General features: G+C 62.4%; 13 protein-coding genes. 9 read left to right on the top strand and 4 right to left on the bottom strand.

Features of this window, described 5'->3' with window-relative positions; genetic code table 11:
- Positions 1-32 precede the first annotated feature (32 nt).
- Complete coding sequence (locus ACH79_RS31545; protein WP_161854430.1) at positions 33-833, bottom strand: outer membrane protein; 801 nt, start codon at positions 831-833, stop codon at positions 33-35.
- A gap of 231 nt (positions 834-1,064) precedes the next feature.
- Positions 1,065-3,119 carry a DNA topoisomerase IV subunit B gene (parE, locus tag ACH79_RS31550; RefSeq protein WP_161854431.1) on the bottom strand — a complete coding sequence of 685 codons (2,055 nt, stop codon included), beginning with the start codon at positions 3,117-3,119 and terminating at the stop codon, positions 1,065-1,067.
- Between the two features lie 219 nt (positions 3,120-3,338).
- On the opposite strand from parE, the gene ACH79_RS31555 reads away from it, so the two are divergent.
- From ACH79_RS31555 to ACH79_RS31590, 8 genes are all read left to right on the top strand, one after another.
- Positions 3,339-3,785, top strand: coding sequence for a PEGA domain-containing protein (locus tag ACH79_RS31555; protein WP_161854432.1), 447 nt, complete (start codon positions 3,339-3,341; stop codon positions 3,783-3,785).
- Between the two features lie 187 nt (positions 3,786-3,972).
- Complete coding sequence (locus tag ACH79_RS31560) at positions 3,973-4,503, top strand: DedA family protein (protein ID WP_161854433.1); 531 nt, start codon at positions 3,973-3,975, stop codon at positions 4,501-4,503.
- A 193-nt stretch (positions 4,504-4,696) separates the two neighbouring features.
- Complete coding sequence (locus tag ACH79_RS31565; RefSeq protein WP_161854434.1) at positions 4,697-5,686, top strand: MBL fold metallo-hydrolase; 990 nt, start codon at positions 4,697-4,699, stop codon at positions 5,684-5,686.
- Between the two features lie 330 nt (positions 5,687-6,016).
- Positions 6,017-6,685, top strand: coding sequence for an FMN-binding negative transcriptional regulator (locus tag ACH79_RS31570; RefSeq protein WP_161854435.1), 669 nt, complete (start codon positions 6,017-6,019; stop codon positions 6,683-6,685).
- Complete coding sequence (argC, locus tag ACH79_RS31575; RefSeq protein ID WP_161854436.1) at positions 6,682-7,662, top strand: N-acetyl-gamma-glutamyl-phosphate reductase; 981 nt, start codon at positions 6,682-6,684, stop codon at positions 7,660-7,662. Before ACH79_RS31570 ends, argC (ACH79_RS31575) begins: the two co-directional genes overlap by 4 nt.
- Before the next feature lie 12 nt (positions 7,663-7,674).
- A complete protein-coding gene (gene argC / locus ACH79_RS31580; protein ID WP_161854437.1) occupies positions 7,675-8,727 on the top strand; it encodes an N-acetyl-gamma-glutamyl-phosphate reductase in 1,053 nt (350 codons plus the stop codon).
- Between the two features lie 14 nt (positions 8,728-8,741).
- A complete protein-coding gene (locus ACH79_RS31585) occupies positions 8,742-9,335 on the top strand; it encodes a bifunctional 2-polyprenyl-6-hydroxyphenol methylase/3-demethylubiquinol 3-O-methyltransferase UbiG (protein ID WP_161854438.1) in 594 nt (197 codons plus the stop codon).
- A gap of 190 nt (positions 9,336-9,525) precedes the next feature.
- Complete coding sequence (locus ACH79_RS31590; RefSeq protein WP_246738746.1) at positions 9,526-10,932, top strand: outer membrane protein; 1,407 nt, start codon at positions 9,526-9,528, stop codon at positions 10,930-10,932.
- An 84-nt stretch (positions 10,933-11,016) separates the two neighbouring features.
- On the opposite strand, the gene ACH79_RS31595 is transcribed toward ACH79_RS31590, so the two are convergent.
- Both ACH79_RS31595 and ACH79_RS31600 read right to left on the bottom strand, forming a co-directional pair.
- Positions 11,017-11,415, bottom strand: coding sequence for an MAPEG family protein (locus ACH79_RS31595; RefSeq protein WP_161854440.1), 399 nt, complete (start codon positions 11,413-11,415; stop codon positions 11,017-11,019).
- Positions 11,416-11,483: 68 nt separating this feature from the next.
- Complete coding sequence (locus tag ACH79_RS31600; RefSeq protein WP_161854441.1) at positions 11,484-13,289, bottom strand: alpha/beta hydrolase; 1,806 nt, start codon at positions 13,287-13,289, stop codon at positions 11,484-11,486.
- A gap of 293 nt (positions 13,290-13,582) precedes the next feature.
- On the opposite strand from ACH79_RS31600, the gene ACH79_RS31605 reads away from it, so the two are divergent.
- Positions 13,583-13,879 carry a hypothetical protein gene (locus ACH79_RS31605; RefSeq protein WP_161854442.1) on the top strand — a complete coding sequence of 99 codons (297 nt, stop codon included), beginning with the start codon at positions 13,583-13,585 and terminating at the stop codon, positions 13,877-13,879.
- Positions 13,880-14,064 lie beyond the last annotated feature (185 nt).

Genomic DNA, 14,064 nt, shown 5'->3' on the forward strand with positions numbered 1-14,064 from the left:
CCGGGGCTTTTGAATTGCCGATTTCGAAGAAATCAGTACTTGGCGGCGACCGGGGGGCCGCCCCAGTTGAAGCGGTAGACCAGCGAGGTGCTGATGGTCTGCGTCCAGGGCTTGAAGGTCACAGCGGTTCCGGTCGGACCGCCGCCGAGGGCAGGCGTGACCGTCCCGGGCAAGGTGACGCGGTCATAGAAAGCAGAGCGATACTCTGTCTTCATGAACCAGCCGGGAGCCGAGATGCCGAAAAGGTCCAGATTGTTCTCGACGCCGCCGCCAATAAACCATCCATTCCGATCGAAGGAAGGCGTCGTGTAAATGGCGCCGACACCACCGACGAAAAGGTCAGATTGAGTCGTACCCGACCACTCCGAACCAGTGTAACCGGCATTAACGTAAGACAACACGTTGGGAGCAACCAGATAGCCCAGCCGCACACCAGCGGCATAGCTGGTCTCAAGCTTCATACGACCTTCGGTCTGAAAGAAGGGATCCGTGAGGGAGCCGCGGATATCGCCGAACTGCGCGTCACCGAAAATACCAGCCACCCATCGGCCAGCGAACTGCATATCATAACCGGCACCCACCGTTCCGAACCAGCCGCTGCCACCATTTCGCTGATCGCGGGTAATGGCAATCGCGCCGGGGAAGGTCTGCACGTTGCTATCGGCGTTCCAGAGCCCGCCGCCGCCGCCGCCGAAAATGTAGAAGCCGGTCCAGTTGTAAACGGCGGCTACAGGGGCCGGAGCCTTGGCATAAGGGCGAGCTCCGAGATCCGCCGCAACGGCCGGGGCCGAGAAAGTCGCTGCCGCAGCCAGCGCGATCACCAATTTCTTCATTTTCAAATCCTTCACCTAGGTGCCCCAGTAGATCCCCGACTGGGGTGCGCGAGCGCCGATTCCCAAAATCCAGTACCGTGACTATACGCAGTTCCGCCGAAATTGCTGTTGCGTGAGGAACACAGGTGCCCGAAATCGGCGGTTGCGAAACCACCCAGGAAACAGGCGCAAACCGGCGTTATCCGGCCATATTGGCCGGAAATCGCCCGAAAAGAGCCTGAAAGCGGCGATTCAGACGTCCAGCAGGTCGTCGCTGGCGAATTCCGCCTTGTCGGAGATGAAGGCGAACCGCGCCTCGGCCTTGGTTCCCATCAGCCGCTCGACAGAATCGGCGGTGCCTTCGCGGTCGTCGGCCATGAGCACCACGCGCAGCAGCGTGCGCTTGGCCGGATCCATGGTGGTTTCCTTGAGCTGGGACGACATCATCTCGCCAAGCCCTTTGAATCGGCTGACGTCCACCTTGGCATTGGCGTTGAACTCGCTCTTCAGGAGCGCGTCCTTATGTGCATCGTCGCGTGCGTAGATCGTCTTGCTGCCGTGGGTCAGCTTGTAGAGCGGCGGCACCGCCAGATAGAGATGTCCCTCGTCGATCAACCGCGGCGTGAGCCGGTAGAAGAACGTAATCAAGAGCGACGCGATATGTGCGCCGTCGACGTCGGCGTCGGTCATGATGATGATGCGGGAATAGCGCAAATCCTCTTCGCGGTAATGTGCAAGCGTGCCGCAGCCGATCGCCTGCATCAGGTCGGAGAGCTGGGCGTTGGCGGTGAGCTTGTCCTTGCCGGCAGATGCGACGTTGAGGATTTTTCCGCGCAAGGGGAGTATCGCTTGCGTCTTGCGGTCGCGCGCGTGCTTGGCGGTGCCACCGGCCGAGTCGCCCTCGACGATGAACAGCTCGGAGCCTTCGGCTGCCGTATTCGTGCAATCGGTGAGCTTGCCGGGCAGGCGCAACTTCTTCACCGCCGTCTTGCGCGAGATTTCCTTTTCGGCGCGGCGGCGCAGCCGCTCGTCGGCGCGCTCGATGACGAAATCCAGGAGCTTGTTGGCCTGCAGCGGATTGCCCGACAGCCAGTGGTCGAACGGATCCTTGATCGCCTGTTCGACGATCTTCTGCGCTTCCGCAGTGGCGAGACGATCCTTGGTCTGGCCCTGGAATTCTGGCTCGCGCACGAACACGCTTAGCATCACGGCGGCGCCCACCATGACGTCTTCCGACGTCACGGGCGCGGCGCGCTTGCCCTGGCCGATGCGCTCGGCATGGTCTTTCAGGCCGCGCAGCATCGCGCTGCGCAGGCCGGATTCGTGGGTGCCGCCATCAGGCGTCGGCACCGTGTTGCAGTAGGAGGAGAGGAAGCCGTCGGCATCCGCGGTCCACGCCACAGCCCATTCGCAGGCGCCATGGGCGCCGTTGCGGCCCGATTTGCCGGAGAAGATATCGGGGTGCACCAGCGTGTCGGCGTGGATCGCCGCGCCGAGATAATCCTTCAGGCCGCCCGGGAAGTGGAAGCTATCCTCGGCGGGCACGTCCTCGACGCCCTTCAACAGCGAAGGATCGCAGCGCCAGCGGATCTCGACGCCGCCGAACAGGTAAGCTTTCGAGCGCGTCATCTTGAACAGGCGCTGCGGCTTGAACGCTGCCTTGGCGCCGAAGATATCGGTATCAGGCTTGAAGCGGATGCGGGTGCCGCGGCGATTGTTGATCTTGCCGAGGTCTTCGAGCTTGCCCTTGGGATGACCACGCTCGAAGCTCATGCGATAGAGCTTCTGGCTGCGCGCGACTTCGACCTCGAGGCGCGAGGAGAGGGCGTTGACGACGGAAACGCCGACGCCGTGCAGGCCGCCCGAGGTCTCGTAGACCTTGGAGTCGAATTTGCCGCCGGAATGCAGCGTGCACATGATGACTTCGAGCGCCGACTTCTTCGGAAATTTCGGATGCGGATCGACCGGGATGCCGCGGCCGTTGTCGGTGACCGTCAGAAATCCGTCGGCGCTCAGCTCCACCTCGATGAACGAGGCGTGCCCTGCCAGAGCTTCGTCCATGGCGTTGTCGATGACTTCGGCGAACAGATGGTGCAGCGCCTTCTCATCGGTGCCGCCGATATACATGCCGGGACGCCGGCGCACCGGCTCCAATCCCTCCAGCACCTCGATATCGGCCGCGGTATAGCCGGCCTCGGCGCTGGTTCCGCGCGAGGCGGCCTTGGGCGCGGCGCGACCCTTCGATTCCGCGCCGAAGAGGTCATTGGCGGATTTAGGTTTTGCTGCAGATTTCAATGGCTTGGACATGGCTCTTTAGGTGTTGCGCGCGATCTCGCGCGAGCGAATCGGTTGGTCTGACTATGCCACGGATGGGCTCAAAAGGTGACGGTGGGCAAGGGCGCTTCGCGGCTCTTAAGGCTGCAGCGCGGGGCTTGCAAACAACTATATGTCAACGTCGGCGCGGGCGTGCCCTTGCATTCACTTTGCGGTTGTCGGAATGTTCCGGCGGGCAGGGGGACCGATCAAATGATTATCAGACTAGTGCTGGCCGTCGCAATCGCGGCGCCGTGTGTTGGGTGTGCCTCGGTGACACGGGGAACGACAGAGAATATTTCCATTTCGAGCACGCCAGCGGGCGCGACAGCCGAAATTACCGGGCTGGATATTCCAACGGCTTGCGTGACGCCATGCGTGGTTCAGGCCAAGCGCAACGCCGACATCACCGTAACGGTCAGCAAGGAAGGCTATGAGCCGCAGATTATTCCGTTGACCAAGGAGATCCCCGGAACCGGGGCGGCAGGCTTCGCCGGTAATGTCCTGCTCGGTGGCCTGGTCGGAATGGGCGTCGATGCTGCGACCGGCGCGGCGCTGGATCACAAGCCAAATCCGGTCATTGTGACCCTGCAGCCTGCCGCGCCACCCCGTGCGGCCAGGCCGCGACCCCCACGACGCCCGCCACAGCCGCAGAGCTGATCGGCTTTCGAAAAACCGGGGCGACACGACATGGAACGACGCCCCGGGGGAGGGGACGAGCGGCCTTTAATCACAACCCGTCCCCGCCATTGTGACTTGAAGTCACGCAAGCGGCTGGCTTAGCTGTCCTGAGCCTTGAATCGGAGGAATTCAACGGCATTAACGGGGCTGGGAAGGCACTCAAGATATGGAAGACTATGTGCGCGCGCTGGCTGATTTCGTGCGCGACAACCAGGCCTGGGCCGCACCGATCGTCCTGCTGCTGGCATTCGGCGAATCGCTTGCCTTCGTTTCGCTGCTGGTGCCCGCCTGGGGAGCGCTGGTCGCGATCGGCGCGCTGATTGGCGTCAGCGGCATCAGCTTCTGGCCGGTCTGGCTCGCCGGCGGCATTGGGGCTGCGCTCGGCGACTGGGTCTCCTACTGGGTCGGCTACCGCTACAAGGAGCACGTCGCGGAGATGTGGCCGCTGTCGCGCTATCCCGAGATCCTGCCGCGCGGCGAAGAGTTCGTGAAAAAATGGGGCGTGCCCTCGATCTTCATCGGCCGGTTCTTCGGGCCGCTGCGCGCCTCGGTGCCGCTCGCCGCCGGCATTTTCGAAATGTCCTACTGGCCATTCCAGATCGCCAATTTCGTTTCCGCGCTGATCTGGTCGGCCGCATTGCTGCTGGTCGGCGACGTCATGGGCAAGATCGCCGAATGGCTGTGGCGTCTGGCGTAGGGCATGCTGGAATAAGCTGACGGCGCGGGTGTTAGCTCCCACGATACTGGAGCCATCTTCGCATTGCCGTCGCCCGGCTGTCGTCGCGCCAACGCAGAATCGCTGATAGGTTCGGCCGCGACCGAACAAGGGCAGGCAAGAAACGCGAATTCCCGCGAACCGCATCCATCGTCTCACTGGGGAGAATATCACTATGGAATTGACACGTCGTCACGCACTCACTGGCGCCGCGGCACTCGCCGCCACGCCGCTGTTGCCGCAAGCGCCCGCCAGGGCCGCAGCGCCGGTCGCGGACAAGCAGGCGCCGAGCTTCTATCGCTACAAGGTGGGGGATGCCCAGGTGACGGCGATCTCGGATGGCGTCAACAATTTCGCGCTGCCCGATACTTTCGTGCTCAACGTCAAGAAGGACGAAGTCAACGCGGCGCTCGAAAAGAACTTCATGCCAAAGGACAAGATGTCGATCCAGTTTGCGCCGCTGGTGATCAACACAGGCGGCAAGCTCGTGGTAGTCGACACCGGCAATGGCGCGGCCGCCTTTGCCTCGAGCAAGGGCAATGTCGGACAGTTCGCCACCAACATGGTCGCCGCCGGGTTCGATCCCAATGCGGTCGACATGGTGGTGATCTCGCACTTCCACGGCGACCACATCAACGGGCTTTTGAACGCCGATAACAAGCTGGCGTTCCCCAATGCCGAAGTGCTGGTGCCGGCGGCGGAATGGAAATACTTCATGGATGACGGCGAGATGAGCCGGGCGCCGGAAGGGCGGATGCAGACCGTGTTCAAGAACGCCCGCCGCGTGTTCGAGGCGGGCCTGAACAAGAAGGCCACGCCCTACGAATGGGGCAAGGAAGTCGCACCGGGACTGACCGCTGTGGAAACTGTCGGCCACACGCCGGGCCACACCTCGTTCGTGCTCGCCTCCGGCTCCGACAGGGTGTTCATCCAGTCCGACGTGACCAACCTACCGGCGCTGTTCGTCGCCAATCCGGGCTGGCACCTGATGTTCGACCAGGATCCGGCGCTGGCGGAAAAGACTCGCCGCCGGGTCTACGACATGCTGGTCGCCGACAAGATGCGGGTCCAGGGCTTCCATTATCCGTTCCCGGCCAATGGCTTTGTCGAGAAGGACGGCAATGGTTACCGGCTGATCCCGGCACCGTGGAATCCAGTGATCTGATACGAAGCGTCATTCCGGGACGGTGCGTTAGCACCAGACCCGGAATCGCGAGATTCTCAGGGGCGCAAGGGCGCCCCATAGTTCGATGCTGCGCATCGCCCCGGAATGACGGCACTATCTCTTGACGTCTGGCGGGCGCGGCCTTATAGCCGCGCCCATGATCAACGCTTCGACCATCGCCATCGCTCGCCGCCGCCGCGCCATCGCGGTTCGGGCGGTCGTCTGCGTTTAGGATCATCGCCCCTGCCGCCGGATCCGGTCCCGCGGCTTCTTCCTTTTCCAGAAATCGCGGACTGAACTGGCGGCTCCTACGTCAAGCAGGAGTTTGAGATGTATACGCCACCACCGTTCAAGTCCGACCGCGCCGCGAGCCTCGCGTTCGCGGAAGCGCGCGGCTTTGGGCTGGCCTGCGCGTGGGATGGCGCAAAGCCGGTCGCCTCGTCGCTGCCGTTCTATCTGACCTCGGCCAATGACGGCACGCCGCGCGTGGCGTTTCATGTTGCGCGTCACAATCCGCTGGTAAAGCTCGCGGGCGGGACGACGTCCTGGCTGCTGGCCGTCAACGGCGCGGATGCCTATGTGTCGCCGGACTGGTACGTTTCGCCGGATCAGGTGCCGACCTGGCTCTATCAGGCGGTGCATCTGACTGGCCCGGTGCGGGCGATGTCCGAAGATGAACTCGCTGCGCAGATCGAGGCGCTCAGCGCCAAGTTCGAAGCGCGGCTGCTGCCAAAAAAACCGTGGCTGTCGTCGAAGATGACGGCCGGGCGGCTGGAAGCGATGAAGAAGGCGATCGTGGGTCTTGAGATGACGGTTGAAGAAATTGAAGGCAGCTTCAAGCTGAACCAGCACAAGTCCGAGACCGACTATGCCGCGGTTGCGGGATCGCTTGCCGCGCAGGCTGACGCCGGCGCGCAAGAGATTGCACGATTGATGAAAGAGGCGCGGCCCAATGCCTTTGCCGACGAAACGAACCAGCTCGAAAGGACCGTGCCATGACCCTCACCGATAGCCACCAGCCGAAAACCGCCGGCGCCGCGACCAAGCCCGCCGTGTTCGTTGACGGCGCATCTGGCACCACGGGCCTTGGCATTCAGGAGCGCCTGCGGCTGCAGAACGATGTCGTCGTGAAGAGCATCGCCGAGGATAAGCGCAAGGATGCCGGCGCCAAGCGGGCGCTGATGGAGGAGGTGGACCTCGTCATCCTCTGCCTGCCCGACGATGCGGCGAAGGAAACCGTTGCGCTGATCGACAGCATGGGCGCGTCCGCGCCCAAGGTGCTGGACGCGTCGACCGCATTCCGGGTCGCCAGCGACTGGACCTATGGTTTTCCGGAACTCACGCCGGATCAGGCCGACAAGATAAAGGCCGCGCGAAAAGTCTCGAATCCCGGCTGCTATCCGACCGGTGGGATTGCGCTGTTGCGGCCGCTGGTCGATGCCGGTCTGTTGCCGGCCGATTATCCCGTCACCATCAACGCGGTCTCGGGCTATTCGGGGGGCGGCAAGTCGATGATCGCCAGTTTCGAGGATGGCAGCGCGCCGTCCTTCGAATTGTATGGCCTCGGCTTCGAGCACAAGCATCTGCCGGAGACGCAGCTTTACTCAGGGCTAACGCGGCGGCCGATCTTCGTGCCGTCGGTCGGCAATTACCGGCAGGGCATGCTGGTCTCGGTGCCGCTGCATCTCGACACGCTGCTCGGCAAGCCCAGCGGAGCCGACTTGCACGCCGCACTGGCCAAGCGCTACGCGGGAAGCAAGTACGTCTCGGTGATGCCGCTCGAGAACGCGGCGACCAAAGGCGGGCGGATCGAGCCCGAGGCGCTCAACGAGACCAACCAGCTCGAGCTTTACGTCTTTGCCAGCGAAAAACATCGTCAGGCGGTGCTCGTCGCGCGGCTCGACAATCTCGGTAAGGGCGCCTCTGGCGCAGCCGTGCAGAACATGCGGCTGATGCTCGGCCTTGCCGAGAAGTAAAGGGAACGCGTGATGAGTTCGAAGAAGAAGATCGGCATTCTCGGCGCCTCCGGTTACACCGGGGCCGACGCGGTGCGCCTGTTGGCGCGGCACCCGAATGCCGAGATCAGCGCACTCACCGCCAACACCCATGCGGGCAAGGCGATGGGCGATGTCTTTCCGCATTTCTTCATGCTGGACCTGCCGAAACTCGTGGAATGGGAGAAAGTGGACTGGACCAGCCTCGACGCGGTGTTCTGCGGGCTGCCGCACGGCACCACGCAGGAAATCATCGCCGCGGTCCTGAAGGCCAATCCGAAGATCAAGGTCCTCGACATGTCCGCCGATTTCCGGCTCCGCGACAAGGACACCTATGCGCAATGGTACGGCCATGAGCACCGGGCGCTCGAATTGCAAAGCGAGGCGGTCTATGGCCTGACCGAATTCTACCGGGAGAAGATCGCGTCGGCGCGGCTCGTCGCCTGTCCAGGCTGCTATCCGACCGCGGCGCTGCTCGCGCTGGTGCCGCTTGCCAAGGCAAAACTGATCGACGTCGACGACATCGTCATCGATGCGAAATCGGGTGTCACCGGCGCAGGGCGCGGGCTGAAGCAGAACACGCTGTTCAGCGAGGCGGGCGAGGGGCTGTCGCCCTATTCGGTCGGCACCCACCGGCATGCGCCCGAGATCGAGCAGGAGATCGGCGTCGCCGCCGGCTCTGCGGTGACAGTGAACTTCACGCCGCACCTGATCCCGATGGCGCGAGGCGAACTATGCACGTCCTATGTCAAGCTCGCGGGCGGCGCGACGCCGGACGATCTGCGCGGCGCGCTGGAGAAGGCCTACGCCAACGAGCCCTTTGTGCATGTCGCGAAGAAGGGCGTGCTGCCGCAGACCCAGAATGTGCGTGGCTCCAACTATGTGCAGATCGGCGTCGTCGCCGACCGCATCAAGAACCGGGCGATCGTGATATCCACGCTCGACAATCTGGTGAAGGGTTCGGCCGGACAGGCGATCCAGAACATGAACCTGATGTTCGACCTGCCCGAGACGGCGGGGCTGGAGCAGATCGCGCTGTTTCCGTGACAAGAGGTGCTGCGGTGGACGAAGCGACGCTGCAGTTCTACCGCAGCAATGCCGAGGCCTATGCCGGGCGCGAGATCACCTCGCGTCAGGCGCGGCTGACGGCGTTTCTGGCGCTGCTGCCACCGGCCGCAACCATTCTTGAACTCGGATGCGGGGCAGGCGGCGACACCGCGGAAATGTTGGCGCGAGGTTTCGATGTCCGCGCGACCGACGGATCGCCGGAAATGGCCGAGGTGGCATCAAAGCGCCTCGGCCGTCCGGTCGAGACGCTGCTGTTCCACGAGCTCGACGAAGTCGAGGCGTTCGACGGTATTTGGGCCAATGCCTGCCTGCTGCATGTTCCACGCGACCAGCTTGCGACCGTGCTTTCGTTGATCTGGCGCGCATTGAAACCGAGCGGCGTGTTCTTCGCCTCTTACAAGGAAGGTGACGCCGACGGCCGCGACACGCTCAGTCGCTATTACAATTATCCCTCGCAGGACTGGCTGCGTGCGACCTATGCCGAGGCAGGAAACTGGAACGCGCTGTCGATCGAGCGCGGCGAGGTCCGGGGATTCGACCACAAGATGGCGCCGATGCTGTTTGTTGTGGCCCAAAAAAAGCGCTGAAGATCGGCCCCTAACCATATGATTCTGTTCGGATATTGTCGCGTTATTCGGGGCTGGCGAATTCACGGAAAGATGTGGCTGCTGGGCTACAGCATTAGAATCCGAATCCAGTAGAAACACTGCCCAAGTGCCGACCAATCTTGCGTCGGGAAGTTCTGGGAATGCCGGACTGGGAATGCTGTAAATGAAGGTGAAGAAGTATCTGCTGGCCACCGCGCTCGTTGGCCTTGGTTCCGCTCCGACAATCGCCGCAGACCTCGCCGCAAGGCCCTACACCAAAGCTCCCGCACTGGCAGCCGTCTACGACTGGACCGGCTTCTACATCGGCGTCAACGCCGGCGTCGGCATAGGCCGTGATCGCTTTCAACACGACTGGCTCAATTCAGGCTCGCCGTATTCGTTCTATGCGTCGCCGCAGGGGGGCTTCGGCGGCGGCCAGATCGGCTACAACTGGCAGACGGGTTCGGTGCTCGGACCGATCGTTTTCGGCGTCGAGGCGGATATTCAGGGCGGCGACCTGAGCGATGACCGCACCCGTTTTGTCAACGGTCCCATTACGACAAGCTACAGCCAGAAGCTCGACTGGTTCGGCACCGCCCGCGGACGTGTCGGCATCGCCAATGGTCCAGTGTTGAGCTATGTGACCGCCGGCTACGCATTCGGAAACGTCAAGACCAACGCGACGCAGGTGATCGGCCCGCTCGCGTCCAGCTTCTCCACCGACCGCACGCAAAGTGGCTGGGTCTTCGGCAGCGGCGTCGAAGCGTCGCTGGGCGGCAACTGGACTGGAAAGATCGAGTATCTCTATCTCAATCTCGGCAACAAGACCGACATTTCCACCCTTCTTGCGACGGCTCCGATCAATACCGAAATTCGCGAGAACATCTTCCGGGTCGGCCTGAACTATCGCATCGGCGGCAAGGCATATGCTCCGGTCGCTGCCGCCAACTGGGCCGGGTTCTATCTCGGTGGCAATTTCGGGTCCGGTACAGGCCGCGATCGCAGCTCGCTGAGCATACCGGCGGTGCCGATTGTCGAGTCGTTCAACCTCGCGCCTGACGGGCTCAATGGCGGCGTCCAGGCGGGTTACAACTGGCAGGCGGCCAACTGGGTGTTCGGTCTCGAGGCTGATATTCAGGGCAGCACCCAGAAAGACAACAAGACGTGCATTCTCACCTGCACGGCCGGGCTCTTCGCGGCGTACGATGCCACGTTGCCATGGTTCGGTACGGTTCGCGGGCGGGTGGGCTATTCGGTCGGCTCGACCCTATTCTACGCGACCGGCGGTCTCGCGTACGGTAACATCAAGACCAAGATCAACACGTTCGCCACCGGCGTCCCGGTCACGCAATCGTTCTCGCATACCAACGCCGGCTGGACTGCCGGCGCGGGCATCGAGACGCCCTTTACGCTGCTTGGATTGCTGGGGCCGAACTGGACGACCAAGACCGAATATCTCTATGTCGACCTCGGTTCGAACTCGGACAACTTCATCGTCGGCGCTACCCCGGCGACGGCAACCCGTTCGGTGACCGAGCACGTGTTCCGCACCGGCATCAACTATCACTTCAATTCGCCGGTCGTCGCGAAGTACTGAGTGCCGTTTCAGAAGCGCCAATGAAAAACCCCGGGGGCCGAGCCCCCGGGGTTTTGCTTTGCTGTCGTGTATCTGGAGCGAACCCTAGACCACCCTGAAGATCGCCAATGCCAGCACGGCCTGCGCCAGGAAGCCGACAGTGAAGGCCAGCGTGCGGAATACCGGCAGGCCGAGCGTGTAGACGATCAGGTGGGCGACGCGGGACCAGAAATACACGGCGCAGGCCATCACGGTCCATCTGTCCGAATAGTCGATGGCGTTGAGGATCAGGACCAGCGGCGCGAAGATGATCAGATTTTCGATCGCGTTGTCGTGCGCGAACATCAGCCGGTTGGCCCATTCCGCATGCGGCTTGTCATTGCGCGAGGGGTTGGCCATCGCGCCGGAGAGGCCGCGCACCTGGCAGCGATTGATGATGTAGGGAATCCAGAGGAGCCCGGTCAAAATCACGGTCAGCGTCAGCCAGAACAATTCGCGGGTCATTGTATCCCCCAATTGATTTCGAATCCCGGCGCGGGATGACTGTTTATAGCGAAGTGCGCGCGGCAGCGCTATGCGCGGACCTTGACGTAGCTGCCCGGCGCGTCCTCGATCGGCGGCATCGCTTCAGAGCCGACGGCGCGCGCGGGTACCCGCTCGGGGTCGATGCCATCCAGCCATTGCAGCCAGTCGGGCCACCACGAGCCCTTGTGCTCGCTGGCGTTCTTCATCCAGTCGGCGAGCGTGACGTCCTTGATGTTGTCGTTGGTCCAGTACTGGTACTTGCCACCGGCCGGCGGGTTGACCACGCCGGCGATATGGCCGGAGCCGGACAGCACATATCTAACCGGGCCGCCGAAGAACTGCGAACCGTAGAGCACCGAATCCGCCGGCGCGATGTGGTCCTCGCGCGTCGCCAGATTGTAGACGGGCACCTTGACCTTCGAGAGATCGAGCAGCGTGTTGTCGAGCACCATGCTGCCGGAGGAGAGCCGGTTCTCCAGATAGCAGTTGCGCAGGTAATAGGAATGGTTGGCCGCCGGCATCCGCGTGGCGTCGGAATTCCAGTGCAGGAGGTCGAAGGCGGTAGGCGGCTGGCCCTTCAGGTAGTTGCTGACGACGTAGGACCAGATCAGGTCGTTGGAGCGCAGCATGTTGAAGGCCATCGCCATCTTGCTGCCCTCGAGCACGCCCCGCTCTTCCATCTCGCGCTCCAGCGTCGAGATCTGGTCTTCGTCGACGAACACGAGCAAATCGCCGGCATGGGTGAAGTCGACCTGTGCCGCAAAGAATGTCGCCGAGGTGACGCGCTGGCGCCGCTTCTCTGCAAGCCAGGCCAGCGTCGACGCGAGCAGGGTGCCGCCGACGCAGTAGCCGGCGGTATGGACCTTCATCTCGCCCGTCACCTTTTCGATGACGTCCATCGCGGTGAGCGGGCCTTCCTTCATGTAATCGTCGAAGGTCTTCTTGCCGAGTTCCTTGTCCGGATTGACCCAAGAGATCACGAACACGGTGATGCCCTGGTCGACGCACCATTTGATGTAGGATTTTTCCGGCTTGAGATCGAGAATGTAGAACTTGTTGATCCAGGGCGGCACGATCAAAAGCGGCGTGCGCAGCACCGTCTCCGTCGTCGGCGTGTACTGGATGAGCTGCATCAACTCGTTCTGGTAGATCACCTTGCCGGGCGTCGTCGCCATGTTGACGCCGACGACGAGATTCGACGGGTCGGACTGGCGGATGCGCAGCGTGCCGCGTCCGGCTTCGATATCTTCCGCCAGCATCTTCATGCCGCGCACGAGATTGTCGCCGTTCGAGGCCAGCGTTTCGCGCAGCACTTCCGGATTGGTCAGCACGAAATTCGACGGCGCGATCGCGTTGGTGATCTGTTGAACGTAGAACTCGGCCTTCTTGCGCGTGTGCGGATCGACGCCTTCGGCATTCTTCACCAGTTCCTGCGCCCACTGCGCGGTGAGCAGATAGAGCTGCAGCACGAAATCGAAGAACTGATTCGATTTCCACTCGGGATCCCTGAAGCGCTTGTCGCGCGGCGACGGCTCGATCGCGGGCTTGGCTTCTTCTCCGGCCATGCGGCGCGCCGCCGAGCCCCAGAGATCGAGATAGGCCTTGGCCATTTTGATCTGCAGATTCTCGGCGCGTTCCCTGTCCGACAGCCAGTATTCCGCGACCTTGGTGAAGGTCTTGACGACTTCGCCGATTTCGCTGGGCGGCTTGTCCTTTGGTTCCCCGCCCTCGCGCGGCTTGAGATAGGCCGCGAGCGCCTGGCCGCTCGTCTCCATCGCCCTGGCGATGTTCATGGCGAAGGCTTCGGCGTTGAAGGTTTTCGCAAACTGCGTTTCGGTATTGACGTCACTCATATCAAGGACACTATAGCTTCATTTCGCGTTCGTCACCGCGTCGATTGATGGCAAGAGGGTTGGCGTTAACCCTGTTGCACTGCGATAAAGTTTGCGTGTTCACACAAGTTGCACACATTGCAGCCGCACCTGTCGCATTTGCTCTTTGGGCTTTAATCGTTTCGGGCGACAATGGTTTGAACGGTTACAGCGAAATCAACGCCGCGGGACGGTTTGGCGTTGCAAGGCTCGTACCAGCGCATAGATACCATCGCGATGCGGGGGTGCGCAGGTAGTTGGGGATTTCCGGACGGATGCCGGTCGATCGAACGATAAGGCTGTGGTCGATGGCCGCGCTGTGCGCGTCGGCGCTCACGCTTGGCGGCTGCTCGACGCAGATCGCGGATATGCCGGGCGTTGGTCTGCCGGCTGACGCGCCGGAACGTCCGAAGGAAGCCGGTGGCTATCTGCCGGTTCATGACATGCCGCCGGACCGCAACGAGGAAGCGATGAAGCCGGCCGAGCTGGCTAAAATCCAGGCAGAATTGACCGCCGCCCGGGACCGTCAGGCGACGGCTACGACGACTCCGCAAAAACCGGCCAAAAAGTAGGGATGTCCTTGGTGCGGCGGGGCTCCCCGGCGCGAAATGGCAATCCCCGGTCAGGCTTCGCTTGAAAACACTATAAAACTGGCGCGGCCAGGCTCCCGTGGTAAAAGAACCCAATTCAACCGCATTGCGGGTCCAGAGCTTAAGGACCTCTCGCCGGAATTCGCTCTAACTCGTTGATTGGACGC

It is taken from the genome of Bradyrhizobium sp. CCBAU 051011, from assembly GCF_009930815.1.
Taxonomy (GTDB): Bacteria; Pseudomonadota; Alphaproteobacteria; order Rhizobiales; family Xanthobacteraceae; genus Bradyrhizobium.

Excerpts from the sequence above, each read along its gene's own strand:
- ACH79_RS31545 (WP_161854430.1), bottom strand. The coding sequence starts at position 833 with ATGAAGAAATTGGTGATCGCGCTGGCTGCGGCAGCGACTTTCTCGGCC.
- parE (WP_161854431.1), bottom strand. The coding sequence starts at position 3,119 with ATGTCCAAGCCATTGAAATCTGCAGCAAAACCTAAATCCGCCAATGAC.
- ACH79_RS31555 (WP_161854432.1), top strand. The coding sequence starts at position 3,339 with ATGATTATCAGACTAGTGCTGGCCGTCGCAATCGCGGCGCCGTGTGTT.
- ACH79_RS31560 (WP_161854433.1), top strand. The coding sequence starts at position 3,973 with ATGGAAGACTATGTGCGCGCGCTGGCTGATTTCGTGCGCGACAACCAG.
- ACH79_RS31565 (WP_161854434.1), top strand. The coding sequence starts at position 4,697 with ATGGAATTGACACGTCGTCACGCACTCACTGGCGCCGCGGCACTCGCC.
- ACH79_RS31570 (WP_161854435.1), top strand. The coding sequence starts at position 6,017 with ATGTATACGCCACCACCGTTCAAGTCCGACCGCGCCGCGAGCCTCGCG.
- argC (WP_161854436.1), top strand. The coding sequence starts at position 6,682 with ATGACCCTCACCGATAGCCACCAGCCGAAAACCGCCGGCGCCGCGACC.
- argC (WP_161854437.1), top strand. The coding sequence starts at position 7,675 with ATGAGTTCGAAGAAGAAGATCGGCATTCTCGGCGCCTCCGGTTACACC.
- ACH79_RS31595 (WP_161854440.1), bottom strand. The coding sequence starts at position 11,415 with ATGACCCGCGAATTGTTCTGGCTGACGCTGACCGTGATTTTGACCGGG.
- ACH79_RS31600 (WP_161854441.1), bottom strand. The coding sequence starts at position 13,289 with ATGAGTGACGTCAATACCGAAACGCAGTTTGCGAAAACCTTCAACGCC.
- ACH79_RS31605 (WP_161854442.1), top strand. The coding sequence starts at position 13,583 with ATGCCGGTCGATCGAACGATAAGGCTGTGGTCGATGGCCGCGCTGTGC.